General features: G+C 44.8%; 19 protein-coding genes. 14 read left to right on the top strand and 5 right to left on the bottom strand.

The window, feature by feature from the left end; genetic code table 11:
* Positions 1 to 38 precede the first annotated feature (38 nt).
* The gene (gene tolC / locus AB4249_RS04385) at positions 39 to 1367 is read right to left on the bottom strand and encodes an outer membrane channel protein TolC (protein ID WP_372100410.1); all 1329 of its coding nucleotides are present in this window, start codon (positions 1365 to 1367) and stop codon (positions 39 to 41) included.
* A gap of 227 nt (positions 1368 to 1594) precedes the next feature.
* On the opposite strand from tolC, the gene nudF reads away from it, so the two are divergent.
* The 6 genes from nudF (at position 1595) to parC (ending at position 8556) form a co-directional block, all read left to right on the top strand.
* On the top strand, positions 1595 to 2224 hold the full coding sequence (gene nudF / locus AB4249_RS04380) for an ADP-ribose diphosphatase (protein WP_017061425.1): 630 nt from the start codon (positions 1595 to 1597) through the stop codon (positions 2222 to 2224).
* Between the two features lie 4 nt (positions 2225 to 2228).
* Positions 2229 to 2669: a DUF1249 family protein gene (locus AB4249_RS04375; protein WP_008222561.1), complete on the top strand. Its 441-nt coding sequence runs from the start codon at positions 2229 to 2231 to the stop codon at positions 2667 to 2669.
* A gap of 59 nt (positions 2670 to 2728) precedes the next feature.
* Positions 2729 to 3553 (top strand): 3',5'-cyclic-AMP phosphodiesterase, encoded by an 825-nt coding sequence (gene cpdA / locus AB4249_RS04370; RefSeq protein ID WP_102428611.1) that lies wholly within the window; start codon positions 2729 to 2731, stop codon positions 3551 to 3553.
* Positions 3554 to 3568: 15 nt separating this feature from the next.
* Entirely contained in the window at positions 3569 to 4174 is a 606-nt protein-coding gene (gene yqiA, locus AB4249_RS04365) for an esterase YqiA (protein ID WP_017061427.1), read from the top strand.
* Between the two features lie 239 nt (positions 4175 to 4413).
* Positions 4414 to 6294, top strand: coding sequence for a DNA topoisomerase IV subunit B (gene parE / locus AB4249_RS04360; RefSeq protein WP_017061428.1), 1881 nt, complete (start codon positions 4414 to 4416; stop codon positions 6292 to 6294).
* A 3-nt stretch (positions 6295 to 6297) separates the two neighbouring features.
* Positions 6298 to 8556 (top strand): DNA topoisomerase IV subunit A, encoded by a 2259-nt coding sequence (parC, locus tag AB4249_RS04355; RefSeq protein ID WP_372102374.1) that lies wholly within the window; start codon positions 6298 to 6300, stop codon positions 8554 to 8556.
* 102 nt (positions 8557 to 8658) lie between these two features.
* Here the strand turns inward: parC and degS are convergent, their stop codons facing one another.
* The 3 genes from degS to zapG all read right to left on the bottom strand — a co-directional run bounded on the left by degS (position 8659) and on the right by zapG (position 11819).
* Positions 8659 to 9723 carry an outer membrane-stress sensor serine endopeptidase DegS gene (gene degS, locus AB4249_RS04350; protein WP_017061430.1) on the bottom strand — a complete coding sequence of 355 codons (1065 nt, stop codon included), beginning with the start codon at positions 9721 to 9723 and terminating at the stop codon, positions 8659 to 8661.
* Between the two features lie 158 nt (positions 9724 to 9881).
* The gene (locus AB4249_RS04345; protein ID WP_017061431.1) at positions 9882 to 11237 is read right to left on the bottom strand and encodes a Do family serine endopeptidase; all 1356 of its coding nucleotides are present in this window, start codon (positions 11235 to 11237) and stop codon (positions 9882 to 9884) included.
* A 126-nt stretch (positions 11238 to 11363) separates the two neighbouring features.
* A complete protein-coding gene (gene zapG / locus AB4249_RS04340) occupies positions 11364 to 11819 on the bottom strand; it encodes a Z-ring associated protein ZapG (RefSeq protein ID WP_017061432.1) in 456 nt (151 codons plus the stop codon).
* A 219-nt stretch (positions 11820 to 12038) separates the two neighbouring features.
* Between zapG and zapE the strand changes: the two genes are divergently transcribed.
* From zapE to sspB, 8 genes are all read left to right on the top strand, one after another.
* Positions 12039 to 13142, top strand: a complete 1104-nt coding sequence (gene zapE, locus AB4249_RS04335; RefSeq protein ID WP_017061433.1) for a cell division protein ZapE — start codon at positions 12039 to 12041, stop codon at positions 13140 to 13142.
* A 247-nt stretch (positions 13143 to 13389) separates the two neighbouring features.
* Positions 13390 to 13818, top strand: coding sequence for a 50S ribosomal protein L13 (rplM, locus tag AB4249_RS04330; RefSeq protein ID WP_010434689.1), 429 nt, complete (start codon positions 13390 to 13392; stop codon positions 13816 to 13818).
* A 13-nt stretch (positions 13819 to 13831) separates the two neighbouring features.
* Positions 13832 to 14224 carry a 30S ribosomal protein S9 gene (rpsI, locus tag AB4249_RS04325; RefSeq protein WP_004740758.1) on the top strand — a complete coding sequence of 131 codons (393 nt, stop codon included), beginning with the start codon at positions 13832 to 13834 and terminating at the stop codon, positions 14222 to 14224.
* Positions 14225 to 14554: 330 nt separating this feature from the next.
* A complete protein-coding gene (gene petA, locus AB4249_RS04320; protein WP_017061434.1) occupies positions 14555 to 15145 on the top strand; it encodes a ubiquinol-cytochrome c reductase iron-sulfur subunit in 591 nt (196 codons plus the stop codon).
* Positions 15145 to 16410, top strand: a complete 1266-nt coding sequence (locus tag AB4249_RS04315; protein ID WP_017061435.1) for a cytochrome bc complex cytochrome b subunit — start codon at positions 15145 to 15147, stop codon at positions 16408 to 16410. The genes petA and AB4249_RS04315 overlap by 1 nt, the downstream gene beginning before the upstream one ends.
* Complete coding sequence (locus AB4249_RS04310; protein ID WP_017061436.1) at positions 16407 to 17144, top strand: cytochrome c1; 738 nt, start codon at positions 16407 to 16409, stop codon at positions 17142 to 17144. The genes AB4249_RS04315 and AB4249_RS04310 overlap by 4 nt, the downstream gene beginning before the upstream one ends.
* Positions 17145 to 17241: 97 nt before the next feature.
* A complete protein-coding gene (sspA, locus tag AB4249_RS04305) occupies positions 17242 to 17877 on the top strand; it encodes a stringent starvation protein SspA (protein ID WP_009848943.1) in 636 nt (211 codons plus the stop codon).
* Between the two features lie 6 nt (positions 17878 to 17883).
* Entirely contained in the window at positions 17884 to 18378 is a 495-nt protein-coding gene (sspB, locus tag AB4249_RS04300; protein WP_017072808.1) for a ClpXP protease specificity-enhancing factor, read from the top strand.
* Positions 18379 to 18632: 254 nt separating this feature from the next.
* On the opposite strand, the gene AB4249_RS04295 is transcribed toward sspB, so the two are convergent.
* A complete protein-coding gene (locus AB4249_RS04295) occupies positions 18633 to 19238 on the bottom strand; it encodes a BON domain-containing protein (protein WP_017059276.1) in 606 nt (201 codons plus the stop codon).
* Positions 19239 to 19242 lie beyond the last annotated feature (4 nt).

Genomic DNA, 19242 nt, shown 5'->3' with positions numbered 1-19242 from the left:
AAAGACTTTGATTAGAGCCTTTAACTAGGATTTAAGAATTACTTGCTTGCTACTTTTAGACCTGCGTTTACATCAACGATGTCTTGTTCGCTTAGTGTACCAACCGCTTGACGAAGCTGAAGAACACTTAGGATGTAGTTGTAACGAGCATCTGAAAGGTTTTTGTTCGCATCATATAGACGACGAGTCGAATCTAGTACGTCAACGATAGTACGAGTACCTACATCAAAACCAGCTTCTGTTGCTTCTAGAGCAGACTGAGCAGAAACTACAGACTGTTCGTAAGCGCGTAGAGCACCGATCGAAGCGCTGATGTTGTTGTTGAATGCACGTACGTCTTTTACAACGCTACGGTAAGTTGCTTCTAGATCTTCACTTGCTGCAACGTAGTTGTATTCAGCCTGTTTAGTCAATGAAGTTGTGTTACCACCCGTGTATAGAGGTACATTTAAGTTAACGCCAACATTGAAGTTGTTTGTGGTACCGTCAGAAGTAGCACTTGAACCAATATCAGTATAGTCGTATCCACCATCAAGAGTTAGAGATGGTAGATGACCTGAGCTCTGTAGTGAAATGTTGTCTTTAGCTATGTCTTGCGAGATTCGCGCAGCAAGTAGACTAAGGTTTTTTTGCTCAGCTTGTTCAACCAGTGCAATCGCAGACTCAGAAGATTTGCTTGCTGAGAAACGGTCAGTGTCTAGGATGCTTAGGTTAGAGTGTTCTTGACCTGTAATCTCACGTAGACCTTCGTAGTTATTAATCAGAGTGTTCTCTGCTAAAACTTCATCAGCTAAAACGGCATCGTATTGAGCTTGCGCATCATGTACATCGGTGATTGCTGAAAGACCTACTTCAAAGCGCTGTTTTGTTTGTTCTAGTTGGCGCGCAACCGCTGCTTTTTCTGCACGAACGAACTCTAGGTTATCTTGAGCACGCAGTACTTCGAAGTATGCTGTTGCTACACGCAGGATCAAAGCTTGTTGCTCTGCTGCATACGCTGAATCAGATTGACGAGCTGTTTTTTCTGCTGTATCTAGCGTGATCCAAGAAGAACGTTGGTATAGTTCTTGAGAAAAGCTAATACCAGCTGTTAGAGCATTCTGGTCATTATCGCGAGTCGATGCTGAATCGAAATCTGTATCACCACGAGTAAGGTTGTACCCAGCTGTCAAATTGATTTGCGGTAATAAAGAGCTACGGCTTGACGTTACTGCTTCAAAAGCGGCATCGCGCTGCGCTGCTGAACGAAGAAGTTGTGGATCGTTCTGTTTTGCTTGGTCGTAAACTTCAGCTAGCGTATCAGCGAAAGCTGACGAACTCAGGCTGCCAATTGCTGCACTGATAAATAGTGGAAGCAGTTTTTTCATTTTCCTATTCCTGCCTTTAATAGAATTTTCTCTGAAAGAGTTTAACCCAGTTTGATGGTAATTTACTCGAAACTTTGCACTTTTTTACATTTAACTGTCCACTTGTGCAATATTTATTTTTTAAAACTTAACTTTAATTATAAAATTTATACAAAAAGTTGAACCTTATCCTTGGTAGTTAACTCGGACAATGAGTAAACTATAAAGATCACTTAGTGAGGTACCAAATGCAACAGTATGATAATCAACGACACGAGTTTACTCCTCAAGATGTGGAAATAGTCTCAAAAGAGACGCTGTTTCGTGGTTTTTTCAAAATGGTCAAGTACACATTTAAACATAGACTATTTGAGGGAGGCTGGAGCCAACCAATAGAGCGTGAGATGTTTGAGCGTGGACATGCTGCCGCTTTGCTACCTTATGATCCTGTGCGTGATGAAGTGGTGATCGTCGAACAGATCCGTGTCGGAGCCCTAGAGCATGAGAACCCATGGCAATACGAAATTGTTGCTGGGATCATTGATACGGACGAATCGCCACAAGACGTCGCTCGTCGTGAAGCAATGGAAGAAGCCGGAGTCGAAGTCGGATCTGTATTGCCTATTACTTCGTATTATCCTTCATCTGGTGGTTGCTCTGAAAAGCTCGACGTCTTTGTTGGCTGTGTTGATGCAACGACAGCCAAAGGGGTACACGGATTGGACTACGAAGGTGAAGACATTCGTGTACAAGTGATGAGTCGCGAAGCTGCTTATCAGTTGGTAAAAGATGGTGTATTTGAAAATGGAGCCACGATCATTGCGCTACAGTGGCTACAATTGAACTACCAAGAATTACAGTCAGAGTGGATAGATTAACGTCATGCCAAATATCGCGGTCAAAAAACCGTATCATGTTGATCTTGCTGAATTGATGCGAGTTTACGAGACTAACTATGCCAAACTGAACGCTTTGTTACCGGTTGGGCATGAGGTTGGTGACGTTCGCTGTTACCAAGCCGTTAATATGGTGTATCAATTGACAGTGAATGAGGTCACAAAATACACCACATTAATAGATATATGTCAGAGTGATGCGATGCCAGTGTTTCCTTTGCCAAAAATGTCTGTCAGGCTATATCACGACGCTCGAGTTGCAGAAGTGTGCGCTAGCGGGGATTTTTCGCGAGTCAAAGCGAAATATGACTACCCCAACACTAAGCTTCTGCAAAAGGACGAGAAATTTCAATTGAATAAATTTCTTGGGGAATGGTTAACGTTTTGTTTAAAAACGGGTATCAGCCGAACCCCAATTGCCTTTTAATTGAGCCTATTTATCAACACTTTTAAAGTCTAAACAGTAACGTATCTGGATTTGTTATTTTGGAATTATCACACACTTCAAAATTTGATGAGAGCACTATTAAGCTTGTGCAGCTAACGGACACGCATTTATTTGCGCCGAGCAATGGCAGCTTATTAAGCATCAACACTCAAGATAGCTTTCGTGCTGTAGTCGATGGCATTGTTAGTCAGGGCTTTGACTATCAAGCGATTTTAGCAACCGGTGATATATCTCAAGATCACAGTGCTGAGTCGTACCAGAAATTTGAGTCAGGGATTCAGCCTTTGGAAAAGCCATGCTATTGGCTGCCAGGGAACCATGACTTTAAGCCTAATATGGGCAGTGTTTTACCATCACCACAAATACAGTGTGTTGAGCATGTCTTGCTAGGCCATAACTGGCAGATGGTGATGCTAGACTCGCAGGTGGTTGGTGTGCCTCATGGTCGCCTCAGCGATCAACAGCTTGACCTATTAGAACAGAAGCTGACGGAGTTCCCTGAACGTAATACCTTGGTTCTATTGCACCACCATCCATTGTTGGTTGGCAGCGCATGGTTAGATCAACATAACCTAAAAGACGCCGATCAATTTTGGGATGTGGTTCAACAGCACACCAATGTTAAAGCCGTACTGTGTGGTCACGTTCATCAAGACATGAACCGAGATCATCATGGTGTACAAGTCATGGCAACACCGTCGACTTGTGTGCAATTCAAACCTAACTCAGATGACTTCGCGGTTGATACTTTGTCTCCGGGCTGGAGAGAGATTGAATTACATCAAGACGGTACCGTTAGCACGCAAGTTCGTCGTCTGCCTCATGGGCAGTTCTTGCCTGATTTTAAGGCTGCTGGTTACTAATGAAGGCGGTTATTGATGCCAGGCTCTAATCAACAAGCTAATAAGCCATCGCTGCTTCTCTATATTCACGGATTTAACAGCTCATCACGTTCTCATAAAGCGAATGTGATGGCAGATTACTGTGCGGAGCATCGCGCTGATATTAAAGTCGTAACCCCTCAACTGCCGAGTTTCCCTCAACAAGCGGCACTTCATTTACAGCAGCTGGTGGAGCAATACAAAGAGCAATATCAAATAGCGTTGGTCGGTAGCTCGCTGGGTGGCTATCTTTCAACATGGCTGAATAGCCACTATGGTTTTAAAGCGGTGGTTGTAAACCCAGCAGTGAAGCCGTATGAGCTTCTTGCTGACTATTTAGGTGAACAAGTAAACCCATACACAGATGAACGATATGTACTGGAAACAAAACATATTGATGAACTGAAGGCGTTAGAGGTTTCGGCTATCGCTAAGCCGAGCGACTTCTGGTTACTTCAGCAAACGGAAGACGAAGTTCTGGATTACCGACAAGCGGTAGAGAAGTACCAAGGTGCAACACAGACAGTAGAAGAGGGCGGGGATCATAGCTTTGTTGATTTTGAACGCTACCCACAACAAATCATCACCTTTCTAAATCTTTAATCTGTTCCACCAACCAAGTGATTTTCTCTTGTTTGCCTGTTATTTCATCTATCAATGGTGAAATATCATAGTTTGATGTCTTAGTTTTTGAACTAGCTTGACATCATTACTCAGCTTCCAGACTATATTCCCCAATACTTCGCTCGTTCGCTCTACTATGACGGTTCATAGTAATGATTCTGCTTTAGTGAAACTGGAGCCAGCGAACTGACGCAAACTTTTTGAGTAAACTCCGTATTATGACTGAACAATATAATGCAAAAGACCTCGAGGTACTTGAAGGTCTCGACCCTGTGCGACACCGCCCGGGAATGTATACCGAGACAGAAAGACCTAACCACCTTGCCCAAGAAGTCATTGATAACTCGGTCGATGAAGCACTAGCGGGACACGCTAAGAAGATCAAAGTGGTACTTCATGCAGACCAATCGTTAGAAGTTACCGATGACGGCCGTGGTATGCCTGTCGATATCCACCCTGAAAAAGGGATCTCAGGTGTTGAGCTGATTTTAACTAAGCTCCACTCTGGCGGTAAATTCTCGAATAACAACTATAAGTTCTCTGGTGGTCTGCACGGTGTAGGTATCTCGGTTGTAAACGCGCTGTCAAAACGTGTTGAAGTGACCGTACGCCGAGAAGGTCAGGTTCACGAGATCGCACTTGAAGGCGGTCATGCAGTAACAGAGCTTACTGTGACGGGCACTTGTGGTCATCGTAACAGTGGTACATCAGTACATTTCTGGCCTGATCCTAAGTACTTCGATAGCCCTAAATTCTCGACACTTCGTCTGATTAACAACCTACGTGCAAAAGCAGTGCTTTGCCCAGGTTTAGAAATTACCTTTATCGACAAAGTCGGTGGTGAAGAGCATAAATGGTTCTATGAAGATGGTCTAAAAGACTACCTTGCCGAAGGCGTGAAAGGTTACACCTTGCTGCCTGAAGAACCGTATGTTGGCGAATTCGTTGCTGAAACAGAAATGGCAAACTGGGCGATCATCTGGCAGCCAGAAGGCGGCGACATGATCACCGAAAGTTACGTGAACTTAGTACCGACTAAACAAGGTGGTACACACGTAAACGGTCTTCGCCAAGGTCTTCTTGATGCAATGCGTGAGTTCTGTGAATTCCGTAATTTGCTGCCGCGTGGCGTTAAGCTAACGGGCGACGATATCTTCGATCGCTGTTCGTACGTACTGTCGGTGAAGATGCAAGATCCGCAGTTTGCTGGTCAAACAAAAGAGCGCTTGTCTTCACGTCAAACTGCTGCGTTTGTGTCTGGTGTGGTAAAAGATGCGTTTAGCCTGTGGTTGAACGAAAAGCCACAACTGGCAGAACAGCTAGCAGAAGCTTGTATTGCGAATGCCCACCGCCGTATGCGCGCAAGCAAAAAGGTTGTGCGTAAGAAAATCGCTTCAGGCCCAGCACTGCCGGGTAAGCTAACTGACTGTTCAGTTCAAGACTTAAGCCGTACCGAAATCTTCTTCGTGGAAGGGGACTCGGCGGGTGGTTCTGCTAAACAAGCACGTGATCGTGAGTTCCAAGCAGTTATGCCACTTCGCGGTAAGATCCTAAATACATGGGAAGTGTCAGCAGACCAAGTATTGGCTTCGCAAGAAGTGCACGACATCTCGGTGGCTCTAGGCATCGACCCGGACAACGATGATTTATCCGGCCTGCGTTACGGTAAGATCTGTATCCTTGCCGATGCGGACTCGGATGGTCTTCATATCGCGACACTGCTGTGTGCTTTGTTTACTCGCCATTTCCATGCATTAGTTGAAGCGGGTCATATCTATGTGGCAATGCCTCCTCTGTATCGTATCGATTGCGGTAAAGAAGTGTTCTACGCACTTGATGACGCAGAGAAAGACGGTGTGCTTGAGCGACTATCGCAGAAGAAAGCCAAGATCAACGTGCAACGATTCAAAGGTCTGGGTGAAATGAACCCACTTCAGTTGCGTGAAACCACCATGGATCCAAACACTCGTCGCCTTGTGCAGTTAACGATTGATGACAGCGAAGCAACCAACGAGATGATGGACATGCTGCTTGGTAAGAAACGTGCAGATGATCGCCGTACATGGCTACAGACTAACGGTGATATGGCCGAGGTATAATGGATGTCTAACGAAATTACATATGATGGCGTTGAACAGCTGCCAATGCGCAAGTTCACCGAAGATGCCTACTTAAATTACTCAATGTACGTGATCATGGATCGTGCATTGCCGTATATCGGTGATGGCTTGAAGCCAGTACAGCGTCGTATTATCTACGCGATGTCTGAGCTAGGCTTATCGGCTGCATCGAAATACAAAAAATCAGCACGTACCGTTGGTGACGTATTAGGTAAGTATCACCCACATGGTGACTCTGCTTGTTACGAAGCGATGGTATTGATGGCGCAGCCTTTCTCTTACCGCTACCCATTGGTAGATGGTCAAGGTAACTGGGGTGCTCCTGATGATCCGAAATCGTTCGCTGCGATGCGTTATACCGAAGCCAAATTATCTAAGTTTGCTGAGGTTCTTCTAGGTGAACTAGGTCAAGGCACTGTTGACTGGCAACCAAACTTTGATGGCACGATGAAAGAGCCTCAAATGTTGCCTGCTCGCCTACCTCACATCCTACTTAACGGTATTACAGGTATCGCGGTAGGTATGGCGACCGATATTCCACCACACAACGTGCGTGAAGTCGCTAATGCAGCCATTCACCTAATTGATACGCCTAAGTCTGAGCTTTCAGACGTGATGGGTTTCATTCAAGGTCCAGATTACCCGACTGAAGCTGAGATTATCTCCCCGAAATCGGACATCGAAAAGATCTACCGTACTGGACGTGGCAGCATCAAGATGCGCGCGGTTTGGCACAAGGAAGGCTCTGATATTGTTATCACGGCTTTACCTCATCAAGTGTCAGGTGCGAAGTTACTTGAGCAAATCGCTAACCAGATGCGCGCTAAGAAGCTGCCAATGGTTGACGACTTGCGAGATGAATCGGATCACGAGAACCCAACGCGTATCGTTGTCGTTCCTCGTTCGAATCGTATCGACTGTGACCAATTGATGAGTCACCTGTTCGCGTCGACGGATCTAGAGAAAAACTTCCGCGTTAACTTGAACATGATTGGTTTAGATAATCGTCCTCAAGTTAAAGGCTTAGTTCAAATCCTGAAAGAGTGGATCGAGTTCCGTCGCACAACGGTTCGCCGTCGTTTGCAGTACCGTTTAGATAAAGTACTGGCACGCTTGCACATCTTAGAAGGTTTGCTTGCTGCTTATCTTAATATCGATGAAGTGATTGAGATCATTCGTACAGAAGACGAACCATGTCCTGTCCTAATGAGCCGTTTCAACATTTCTGAAATTCAAGCCAATGCGATTCTTGATATTAAACTTCGTAACTTAGCTAAGTTAGAAGAGTTTAAAATCCGAGCGGAACAAGAAGAGCTTGAAGCTGAACGTGAGAAGCTTGAAAAGCTACTCGGTTCAGAGCGTCGCTTGAATACGCTGATCAAGAAAGAAATCCAAGCAGATGCGGATAAATACGGCGATGATCGTCGTTCACCTCTGATTGAGCGCGCTGAAGCGAAAGCGCTAACAGAGCGCGACTTAGTACCAAGCGAACCAATCACGGTTGTGTTGTCTGAGAAAGGTTGGATTCGTCATGCCAAGGGGCATGAAGTTGACGCTGAAAGTTTGAACTACAAATCGGGTGATAAATTCTTAGCGAGTGCTAAGGGTAAGAGTAACCAACAAGCGGTGTTCCTCGGCAGTGATGGTCGAAGCTACTCCCTTGAGTCACATTCATTACCGTCGGCGCGAAGCCAAGGTGAGCCAATTACAGGCCGCTTGAACGTCAGCCCAGGTACCTCTATTCGCCAAGTGGTGATGGGAGAGAATGAACAATTATGGTTAGTCGGTTCTGATGCAGGTTATGGTTTTGTTTGTAAGGGTAGCGATCTGCTGTCCAAGAACAAGAGCGGTAAAGCCTTGGTTAACTTGCCACAAGCTTCTGAAGTGATGATGCCAAGCCCTATTGCTGACTTGGACAGTAATCAGATTCTGGCGATTACTAACCAAGGTCGTATGTTGTTGTTCCCGATTAAAGATCTCCCTCAGCTGAGCAAAGGTAAAGGCAACAAGATCATCAACATCCCTTCTGCGAAAGCAAAAGAGCGTGAAGAGTTTGTCTCACATCTTATGGCTATCCCAGAGAATGCGACGCTGACTATCTACGCCGGTAAACGTAAGCTTGGTTTGAAACCTGCGGATCTTGAAAACTTCCGTGGTGAACGTGGTCGTCGTGGTGGTCTACTGCCTAGAGGACTACAGCGAGTGACTCGCATCGATATCGAAGAGCAAAGTGAATCGTAGAGATACTTGAAACAATCTTTAGATAAAAGAAAACCCAGCCTATGAGCTGGGTTTTTTGTACTTGTGTATTAGCAGCTTGAATCATTGCTTACAGAGTTTGCTCTACAGGCGAGTATCTTCGGCGATGGTCACCTTTAAGGTTTTGCTTTCACCTTGGCGCAATATACCCACATCGATAACTGTACCAGGTCGCAGGTCGGTAACGATGTCCATTACACTCTGGCGACCATTTACTTGGTTATCGTTGATACTGACAATAATGTCTTGAGCTTCAAAACCCGCATCGGCAGCCGGACCATTAGGGTCTATCCCCAACACAACGATCCCGCCGATATTCTTAGTACCCAACATGCGTGAGGTGACTGAGTTGATGTCTTGTCCATCGATACCAATATAGCCACGAATCACACGACCATCGGCGATGATCTTTTCCATGATTTTATTAGCAAGCGGATAGGGGATAGCGAATGAGATCCCATAGGTTTCCATGTCGGTAGCTTGCTGGAAAGAGGCGGTATTGATACCGACTAGCTCACCTTGTGAGTTCACCAGTGCGCCACCTGAGTTACCTTCATTGATTGCCGCATCGGTCTGGATAAAGGCTTGATGGCCATCGGCACTGATCGAAGAACGGCCGGTTGCAGAGATGATACCAAAGGTTGTTGTTTGACCTAGGTTGTATGGGTTACCGATAGCCAGTACAACATCACCGACATTGGCTTTGTAATTAGGATTGAGTGGGATCACCGGTAGATTATCACCGCTGACTCTAAGTATCGCGATATCGGTGCGTTTGTCTGAACCGACAAGTTGCGCAGCTGCTACTCGGCCATCTTGAAGTGCCACAACTATTTGGTCTGCTTGAGCCACCACATGGAAGTTGGTAATGATGTAGCCTTTCTCGCTAACAATCACCCCAGAGCCCAAACCTTGTGTGAGCAGTTTGTTTCGATCGCTTTCAGCGTATTTACGGCTATAAATGTTAACCACTGCAGGCGCCGCGCGGCGAACTGCTTGGTTAAATGAAATCTGAAGAGAGCCAATATTATCGACTTTAGGGCTAGTAACGTCAGCGACAATCGCTGGTCTTAAGCTCGGGAAGGCGAGAAGAATAAGCGCCGCTGAAACGAGTCCAAGGGAAATAGAACGAAATAGAAAGGACAGCATGTTTCCCTCTTCAACAAGTAAGGTGTGAAGCCTCCATCAATGGATGACTGATTTGATTACAAGTGAAGCATAGCATTTTGATTGATCTAAAGAAAAGGGAGACTGAGTAAGTTTAAAGCAAACTTACTGAGCCTCCCTGTAATTGCGCTGACGTAAGACTATCGAATCACAAGATAGATAGTTCGGTCGCCTCGCTGGATATTAAGCGCCAGTACACCAGGTTGTTTTTCAAGAATCTCTCTAAACTCAGCAAGGTTCTTAACGGGCTGGCGGTTTACTCCGATGATGATGTCATCTTTCAGGAGTTGATAGGCTTCGGCTGGTGAACCTTGAGCAACATTCGATACCTTGACGCCCGTTGCAGAGTCACTCTCTGTTGTGTTGGTTAACTCAGCACCAGCTAGTCCTTCATGGAGCTTCTCAGCTTGTGTTTTATTATTGGTGGATTCACCAAGCGTCACATCAAAGGTTTTGCTCTTACCGTCACGAACCACACCCAGTTCAATCTGCTTACCAGCGCCGAGTGTTGCGACCTTAGCTCTTAACTCGCTGAAGGTATCAATGCGTTTGCCATTAATAGAGACAATAATATCGCCCGCTTTCAGTCCTGCTTTATCGGCTGCGCTGTCAGGGACGATTTGGCTAACAAAGGCGCCCTTGCTTGATTCATAACCGAGTGCTTCTGCCAATTCAGAGGTCACTTCTCCGCCTTGAACGCCAAGCATGCCGCGTTTTACTTCACCGAAGTCGAGAATTTGTTCTGTCAGGTTTGTCATCATATTAGAAGGGATTGCAAAGCCGATACCGACATTACCTCCGTTAGGGCCAAGAATGGCGGTGTTGATACCAATTAGCTCACCGTTAAGGTTCACTAGCGCACCACCAGAGTTGCCGCTGTTGATTGCTGCATCGGTTTGAATGAAGTTTTCAAAGTTTTCTAGATTCAGGCCGCTACGGCCGAGTGCAGAAACAATACCGGATGTCACGGTTTGCCCAAGTCCGAATGGGTTACCGATCGCGACACTAAAATCACCAACTCTTAGTTTGTCTGAGTCTGCGACTTTTATCTGGGTCAGGTTTTTGGCTTCTTCTAATTTTAGCAGTGCGATATCAGACATCTGGTCGCCGCCGATTAGCTCAGCATCGTACTCTCGACCATCATGCAGTTTTACTTTGATATCGTCCGCACCATTAATGACATGGTAATTGGTCACGATATGACCTTTCTCGGCGTCAATGATGACACCAGAGCCTAATCCGCGGAAGGGACGCTCTCGTGTTTGTTCTGGACCAAAAAAGAATTGAAATTGTTCAGGGATTTGCTGACGTTGTACCTGTTTGCCTTCTACGGCAATACTAACCACAGCGGGGGTCACTTGTTCAAGCATAGGAGCAAGGCTCGGTAATTGTTCATTACCCACACTTAATGGCAGTGCGGCTGTTGCTTTAATGGGGGTGATGATTGAACTTAAGCTTAAAGTTAGCACTGATAAAGCAAGCAAAGGTTTTTTCATCATAAACTCCTCTCTAGTTAAGGTCTTAACCCTCTTATACGTTTAATAAGTATGATAAGTTTCAAATGACCTGAGTGAAAGTTATGACTCAAAAACCTTTGTAAAGTTCACAGAAGTGTTAAATGTTTACGATGCTTTTGCTGTAACAACATCGGGAGCATTCATGATTTCTTTCTTCTGCTCTGTAAATAAACCGGTTGCGCCATTAGCGTAATCTTTCGGTTGTTCCTCAAGTGTCGCCTCTTTTACTGAAGGCTTCTCTTGTGGCTTGTCCGAATGGGCAGCGGCTGTTTTCACAAACGGGTTATCTTGCTCTGGCAGGTTAGGAATCAGCTCTGAGCTTGTTTTTTCCATGTGTTGGTACAGTTTTGTGTAGTCTTTACCTAATGTGTCCAACATTTCTGCTGATTTCGCAAAGTGATCAGCCAGCTCTTGTCGCTGCTGCTCAAGGGCAAACTTTGCGCTATCCAATTCTTTCTGTACGTTCTTTTGTTTTTTGTATTCAGGTGTCATGAGACGAGAAATAGCGACCCCTAAAATAACTCCGACTAGTAAACCGGCAACGGCATACATCCAAGGCATAACAGCTCCTTATTATTGTTTTTTAACATGTTTGTTACTGCTTAGTTACACGTGATACGGCTCCATGGTACTATGAGAAAGCCGCAGTATAAAGAGAAATGCGTGTGCGCTAGTTAGCAGTTTGATGCTGCATTATTCACCACATCACGTTATTCCTCGTACTGTTTGGGCTCATTTTTAGTTGTTGTCTGATATTGCTTTCATTGTGGAAATGTCGTCATGAATCCCATTAAAAAATACGAACAAGATATAAAAGAACATGGATTTCAAAGAGATCCAGCACAAGAGCAAGCCGTAAAATCTTTAGATGAACTCTTTCATCAATTTCAAGATTACATGAATACGCCCATTCCTCAACTGACTCGCTTCCAGAAATTACTAGGCAAAAAGCCAGAACTGCCACAACCACCGAAAGGTCTCTATTTTTGGGGTGGCGTAGGGCGAGGAAAAACGTACCTAATGGATACGTTCTATGATGCCTTACCGACCACTAAAAAAATGCGTGTTCACTTTCACCGCTTTATGTATCGAGTTCATGATGAGCTAAAGGCGCTAGGTAATGTGAGTGATCCATTGCCTTTAGTCGCAGACAAGTTGAAGGAAGAAGCGGACATTATCTGTTTCGACGAATTCTTTGTTTCAGACATCACCGATGCGATGATCCTAGGAACCTTGTTCCAAGAGTTATTCGCTCGAAACGCTATCTTGGTTGCGACCTCTAATATTCCACCTGCGGATCTGTATCGCAACGGGTTACAGCGAGCGCGTTTCTTACCTGCCATCAAGCTCATTCAAGACAACTGTCATATCCTTAATGTCGATAGTGGTATTGACTATCGTCTACGTACCTTAGAACAGGCTGAGATTTACCATTACCCGCTAGATAGCCAAGCGAATATTAATCTCGAAAAGTATTACGCTCAGCTCGTTGGTGAAGATAAAGAGAAGCTTAAGCAGATAGAGGTTAACCACCGTCAATTAGATGTAGTCGAAGCGAGTGATGGCGTACTGCATGGTACCTTTGCTCAGCTTTGTCAGTCGGCTCGTAGCCAGAACGACTATATTGAGTTGTCTCGGGTTTATCACACAGTTCTATTGGCGGATGTATTGCAAATGGGCGCGACTTCAGATGACGCTGCGAGGCGCTTCATTGCATTAGTTGATGAGTTCTACGAGCGCAATGTGAAGCTGATTATTTCAGCGGAAGTGGAGCTAGAAAAGCTATACACCCATGGTCAGCTAGAGTTTGAATTTAAACGTTGTCAGTCGCGTTTAATTGAAATGCAGAGCCATGAATATTTGGCAAAAGAACACTTAAGTTAGCTTTGATTATCTCGAATAAGAAATAGAATTAAAAAAATCGTGATTTTGTTCAAAAAGAGGTGATTTTTTCTTCGCTCTTCTCTATAATCCTGCGACCTACCGTTACTGCGGGCCTCTAGCGATGAGTAAAATCACGTTATGCCAAGAGTTTTCCAACACTCGAAGGGGTGATGAATGGTAACTCTTAGACAGTGGGAATACGCGAGTATTCCTTAAGTGTAAATTTTTTAAATAGGTAATTATTAGCATGAAAACTTTCGTTGCTAAACCAGAAACTGTAAAACGCGACTGGTATGTTGTAGACGCTGAAGGCAAAACTCTTGGCCGTCTAGCAAGTGAAATCGCTTCTCGCCTACGCGGCAAGCACAAAGCAGAATACACTCCTCACGTAGACACTGGTGATTACATCATCGTTGTTAACGCTGAGAAAGTTGCTGTAACTGGTAACAAAGCTAAGGGTAAGGTTTACTACCGTCACTCAGAGTTCCCAGGTGGTCTTAAAACTATCACTTTTGAAAAGCTAATTGCTAAGAAACCAGAAATGGTTCTAGAACTAGCAGTTAAAGGTATGCTTCCACGTGGTCCTCTAGGCCGCGCGATGTACCGTAAGCTTAAAGTGTACGCTGGTACTGAGCACAACCATGTTGCTCAACAGCCACAAGTACTAGACATCTAAGGGGATTATGAAAATGGCAGAGAATCAATACTACGGCACTGGTCGTCGCAAAAGCTCAGCAGCTCGTGTTTTCATCAAACCAGGCTCTGGTGAGATCGTAATCAACAAGCGTAGCCTTGATGTTTACTTCGGTCGTCCAACTTCTCGTATGGTTGTTAAGCAACCTCTTGAGCTAGTTGAACTAACTGAGAAACTTGACCTTTACATCACTGTTTCTGGTGGTGGTATTTCTGGTCAAGCTGGCGCAATCCGCCACGGTATCACTCGCGCTCTTATGGAGTACGATGAAACTCTACGTCCTGCTCTACGTGCAGCTGGCTACGTTACTCGTGACGCTCGTTGCGTTGAACGTAAGAAAGTTGGTCTACGTAAAGCACGTCGTAAACCTCAATTCTCTAAGCGTTAATTTTTCTTTACGAAAAAGTACACGCCCCCAGTTTTACGACTGGAATTGTGGTTCAAAGCTCGGCTATATGCCGGGCTTTTTGTTTTTATACCCCCTCTAAACGCTTTCCCTTCCTCGTTTTATTTCCAAATTCTTATATTTTGAAAGCTTTTGTAACCCAATGTGCGCTTTGCCTCATGATTGTTACAAAAAGGTAGCTTTATCTTGTCAAAAAGTAGGGTTTTATTTATCATTTGCCGTCAATAAATAGAACTAAATACATATTTTGTTAGCCATGCTCTTTAATCGGAATTATTTCAATCCACAAGGAGCAAATGGGAGAATGTTTGGATGAGCAACGCGCCTTTAAATAACGGTCGCAGGCGTTTCTTAACCGCAACAACAGCCGTTGTTGGTGGTTTAGGAGCAGCTGCTGTAGCCGTGCCTTTTATTAAATCATGGAATCCGAGTGCCAAGGCGAAAGCTGCGGGCGCGCCGGTGGAAGTGGAAGTCAGTAAGTTAGAACCGGGACAAATGGTTCGTGTCGAGTGGCAAGGTAAACCTGTATGGGTTGTACGCCGTGCTGAGTCGGTACTAGAAAACCTAAAATCGATCGGTGGTCAACTTCGTGACCCTCAATCTGAAGCTGAACAACAACCAGAATACGCACAGAACGAGTTCCGTTCAATTAAGCCGGAATTCTTCGTTGCTGTTGGTTTCTGTACGCACTTAGGTTGTTCTCCAACTTACCTGCCGGATTCTTTTGCAGAACAAGTTCAGGGTGTTAAGTCTGGTTTCTTCTGTCCTTGTCATGGTTCAAAGTTTGATATGGCAGGTCGAGTATTCCAAGGCGTACCAGCTCCATTGAATCTTGTTGTACCAAAGCATATGTATTTGAGTGACACTAAGATCATGATCGGTGTGGACGAGGGAGACGCGTAATGCAAGGATTGCTTGATTGGGTAGAGAAACGTCTACCCGCGATGAATGCGTATAAAAAGCATTTATCTGAATACCCAATGCCTAAGAACTTTAACTTTTGGTACCTTTTCGGTTCTTTGGCAATGTTGGTATTGGTTAACCAAATCCTTACGGGTATTTGGCTAACAATGAACTACGTACCGTCAGGTGAGGGTGCATTTGCTTCTGTTGAATACATCATGCGTGATGTGGAATACGGTTGGCTACTACGTTACATGCACTCAACAGGTGCTTCGGCATTCTTCGTTGTTATCTACCTGCACATGTTCCGTGGCCTAATCTATGGTTCTTACCAAAAGCCTCGTGAGCTACTTTGGATCTTCGGTATGTTGATCTTCTTAGTGCTTATGGCTGAGGCTTTCATGGGTTACCTACTACCATGGGGTCAAATGTCTTACTGGGGTGCTCAGGTAATCATTTCTCTGTTTGGTGCGATCCCTGTTATCGGTGATGACCTAACGCTTTGGATCCGTGGTGACTACATCATCTCTGGTGCAACGCTGAACCGTTTCTTCGCACTGCACGTTATCGCTCTACCAATTGTACTTCTGCTGCTTATCGTACTTCACGTACTAGCACTGCACGAAGTGGGTTCGAACAACCCAGACGGTATTGAGACGAAACTTCCTAAAGGCACAATGGGCGACGACTACAAAACGCAGTTCCCATTCCACAAGGATTACACTAAGAAATACGACATCATTGACTCTATTCCTTTCCACCCATACGGGACCGTGAAAGATATGGTTGGTGTGGCCGGTTTCCTATTCTTCTTCTGTTATGTGCTGTTCTTTAACCCAGAGATGGGTGGATTCTTCCTTGAGCCGCCAAACTTTGAAGCTGCTAACCCACTGAAAACACCAGAGCACATCGCTCCGGTATGGTACTTCACGCCGTTTTACGCAATTCTGCGTGCTGTTCCTGATAAGTTGCTAGGTGTTGTAGCAATGGGCGCATCTATTGTTGTGCTATTCCTACTACCATGGTTCGACCGTTGTAAAGTGCGTTCTTACCGTTACCGTAGCAAACTGCATTTGATTAACATCATCCAATTCACAATAAGCTTTATTGCGCTTGGTGTACTTGGTGCGCTTCCAGCAACGCCAACATACACGCTACTGGCTCAAATCTTTAGCTTAGGTTACTTCATGTTCTTCGTTCTACTGTGGTTCTACAGTAAAAATGAAGCGACGAAACCATTACCAGAAAGGGTGACATTCAAATGAAAAAGTGGATTGTAATTTTATTTGCTATGTTGCCGTCACTGGTGATGGCAGCGGGTGCAAACGTACCATTAGACAAAGCGAACAATGATTTAACAGACAAAGCTTCATTGCAAAATGGCGCTAAAATGTTCATGAACTACTGTTTTGCTTGTCACTCAACGCAGTACCAGCGCTATGAACGTGTTGCGAATGATTTAGAGATCCCTGTTGATCTTATGAAGGAAAACCTGATTTTCGACCCTGAAGCGAAAATCGGTGACTTGATGGTTAATGCTATGCCTTCTGATCAAGCGGCAAGTTGGTTTGGTGCTCCGCCACCAGACCTAACATTGGTTGCTCGTGTTCGTGGCGCAGACTGGCTGTACACTTACCTTCGTACTTTCTATGAAGATCCGTCTCGTCCATTTGGCGTGAACAACATTGTTTTCCCAAGCGTTGGTATGCCGCACGTTCTTGAAGAACTGCAAGGTATCCCAACACCAATCTACGATACTCATATGGTAGATGGCGAGGAAGTGACGGTTGTTGTTGGCACTGAGACTGATGGCTCTGGCGAATTAAGTGCTGGTGAATACGACGAAGCAGTTCGTGACCTTGTTAACTTTTTGGTTTACTCGGGCGACCCAGTTCAACTTGAGCGTCACGCGATGGGTTGGTGGGTAATGGCCTTCTTAGTAATCTTCACTATCATCGTGATTTTGCTGAAGAAAGAGTATTGGCGTGATGTGCACTAATTGTGCTATAATACCGTGCTAATTCCCAAATTATGTTAATGTTCAATGGAGGCTTTAGGCCTCCATTGTTTTTATTTAAAGTGTACTGGAGGGCTCCATGGCTGTAGCTGCCAATAAACGTTCTGTAATGACTCTTTTCTCAAGTGCTTCTGATATGTATAGCCATCAGGTGCGCATCGTTCTTGCTGAAAAAGGCGTAAGTGTTGAAGTTGAGTTGGTTGATGAAAAAAATCTACCAGCAGAGCTTGTTGAACTGAACCCGTACAAATCAGTACCTACTCTTGTTGATCGTGAGCTTGCTCTATATGACTCGAAGATCATCATGGAATACCTAGATGAGCGTTTCCCTCACCCACCGTTGATGCCTGTATACCCGGTTGCTCGTGGTAACAGCCGTCTAATGATGTACCGCATTGAGCGTAACTGGTATTCAGTTGCAGAGAAGATCGTTAAAGGCAACGCTGAAGAATCTGAAGCAGCTCGCGTTAAACTGCGCAACGACCTACTGACTCTTGCTCCTATCTTCGCTGAGTATGAATACTTCATGAGCGAAGAGTTTAGCCTAATTGATTGTTACCTAGCTCCGCTATTATGGCGTTTACCTGAGCTTGGTATCGAACTAATTGGTCCTGGTTCTAAAGAGCTTAAGATTTACATGAACCGCGTATTCGAACGTGATTCATTCCTAGCTTCTCTAACTGAAGCTGAGCGTGAGATGCGACTCGTTCGCTAAGCGTTTATGGATATTTCTAATATGACTCCACGCCGACCATACATGCTTCGTGCATTTTATGAGTGGCTGGTTGATAACGAACTAACTCCACACCTTGTTGTTGAAGCAACATTACCGGGTGTGCGAGTTCCAGAAGAGTTTGTTCAAGATGGTCAGATCATTCTGAACATCGCGCCTCGTGCGGTTGGACAACTTGAACTGGGTAACGAAGCTGTGACGTTTAGTGCTCGCTTTAGTGGTCGTCCACACTCTGTGATCGTTCCGCTTTACGCAGTACAAGCGATTTATGCTCGTGAAAATGGTGCTGGTACCATGTTTGAACCTGAAGAGGCTTACATGGAAGCGTTTGAAGAAGGGATTGAAGAAAGTCCTTTTGAAGAACCAGAAAAAGGCCCATCTTTGAGCGTAGCAACGGCAGACGTAGATGCTGAAGAGCCAGACTCAGATCCTGAGCCACCTCGTCCAGCGAAAGGTCGCCCAAGCCTTCGTGTTATCAAATAACGTTAGTTATACCAATCACAGTAAGTAAGTGATCAGAAATAGCGCAGGAAAAAAGCTTGAGAGCAAGGCGGAATTTTTTGATAAGTAGTTATTCTACAATCAAAAATTCTAACACAGTTATCGAAATTTTTAACAAGCTAGAATGATAGATTATTTACTACGATTGGTATTAGATAACGAACCAAATAAAAAAGCAGCGACTCGTCGCTGCTTTTTCTTTTCTGCTATATCGCATTTAGTTGACTGGCTTACGGCTAGTTAACAGCCGTCTCTTCTTCACCGTATTCAAACGCTCGAATAACCTGTTTTACGCCAGATATGTTACGCGCAACTTCTGTCGCGATATCGGCATGCTCTCTAGTCACGAGTCCAAGTAGGAATACTTCTGAATCCTCAGTAATCACTTTTACTTTGATGCCGTTAAGCTCAGCATTCGCAAGCAGAGCTGATTTCACCTTAGTGGTAATCCAGCTGTCTTTACTGATAGCACTTACAGACAAAGGTTCTTTCACTCGAACTTGATTGTGGATGCTCTCAACGCCAGCCACTTCTTTGGCTTGGTTTTCAAAAGCGCGACGTTCTGAATCTGTGGTTGCTTGCCCCATCAACACCACTGAACCTCGGTATGAGCTTGCGGTGACACGTACATTGCCACGGAATGGTTGTTTATTGGTAATCGCTGCAACTTCAAATTCGATGTTGTTGTCGTTCCAAATCTCTTTGGTTGTTCGCGTATCTGTGACTAGGTTTGCAGTAGTTGCAGCACCAGCAATGAAAATGCCAGCACAACCAGACAGAGACAGTGTAAGTAGCGAAACACTAATCAGCTTAAACAGCCTCATAGAGGTTAATGATTTCATTGTG

It is taken from the genome of Vibrio sp. 10N.261.55.F4 (assembly GCF_041470465.1).
Taxonomy (GTDB): domain Bacteria; phylum Pseudomonadota; class Gammaproteobacteria; order Enterobacterales; family Vibrionaceae; genus Vibrio; species Vibrio crassostreae_C.
The sequence above is the reverse complement of the archived record's forward strand: the minus strand, read 5'-3'. Positions and strand labels throughout refer to the sequence as shown.

Excerpts from the sequence above, each read along its gene's own strand:
- tolC (WP_372100410.1), bottom strand. The coding sequence starts at position 1,367 with ATGAAAAAACTGCTTCCACTATTTATCAGTGCAGCAATTGGCAGCCTG.
- nudF (WP_017061425.1), top strand. The coding sequence starts at position 1,595 with ATGCAACAGTATGATAATCAACGACACGAGTTTACTCCTCAAGATGTG.
- AB4249_RS04375 (WP_008222561.1), top strand. The coding sequence starts at position 2,229 with ATGCCAAATATCGCGGTCAAAAAACCGTATCATGTTGATCTTGCTGAA.
- yqiA (WP_017061427.1), top strand. The coding sequence starts at position 3,569 with ATGCCAGGCTCTAATCAACAAGCTAATAAGCCATCGCTGCTTCTCTAT.
- parE (WP_017061428.1), top strand. The coding sequence starts at position 4,414 with ATGACTGAACAATATAATGCAAAAGACCTCGAGGTACTTGAAGGTCTC.
- parC (WP_372102374.1), top strand. The coding sequence starts at position 6,298 with ATGTCTAACGAAATTACATATGATGGCGTTGAACAGCTGCCAATGCGC.
- degS (WP_017061430.1), bottom strand. The coding sequence starts at position 9,723 with ATGCTGTCCTTTCTATTTCGTTCTATTTCCCTTGGACTCGTTTCAGCG.
- AB4249_RS04345 (WP_017061431.1), bottom strand. The coding sequence starts at position 11,237 with ATGAAAAAACCTTTGCTTGCTTTATCAGTGCTAACTTTAAGCTTAAGT.
- zapG (WP_017061432.1), bottom strand. The coding sequence starts at position 11,819 with ATGCCTTGGATGTATGCCGTTGCCGGTTTACTAGTCGGAGTTATTTTA.
- zapE (WP_017061433.1), top strand. The coding sequence starts at position 12,039 with ATGAATCCCATTAAAAAATACGAACAAGATATAAAAGAACATGGATTT.
- rplM (WP_010434689.1), top strand. The coding sequence starts at position 13,390 with ATGAAAACTTTCGTTGCTAAACCAGAAACTGTAAAACGCGACTGGTAT.
- rpsI (WP_004740758.1), top strand. The coding sequence starts at position 13,832 with ATGGCAGAGAATCAATACTACGGCACTGGTCGTCGCAAAAGCTCAGCA.
- petA (WP_017061434.1), top strand. The coding sequence starts at position 14,555 with ATGAGCAACGCGCCTTTAAATAACGGTCGCAGGCGTTTCTTAACCGCA.
- AB4249_RS04315 (WP_017061435.1), top strand. The coding sequence starts at position 15,145 with ATGCAAGGATTGCTTGATTGGGTAGAGAAACGTCTACCCGCGATGAAT.
- AB4249_RS04310 (WP_017061436.1), top strand. The coding sequence starts at position 16,407 with ATGAAAAAGTGGATTGTAATTTTATTTGCTATGTTGCCGTCACTGGTG.
- sspA (WP_009848943.1), top strand. The coding sequence starts at position 17,242 with ATGGCTGTAGCTGCCAATAAACGTTCTGTAATGACTCTTTTCTCAAGT.
- sspB (WP_017072808.1), top strand. The coding sequence starts at position 17,884 with ATGGATATTTCTAATATGACTCCACGCCGACCATACATGCTTCGTGCA.
- AB4249_RS04295 (WP_017059276.1), bottom strand. The coding sequence starts at position 19,238 with ATGAAATCATTAACCTCTATGAGGCTGTTTAAGCTGATTAGTGTTTCG.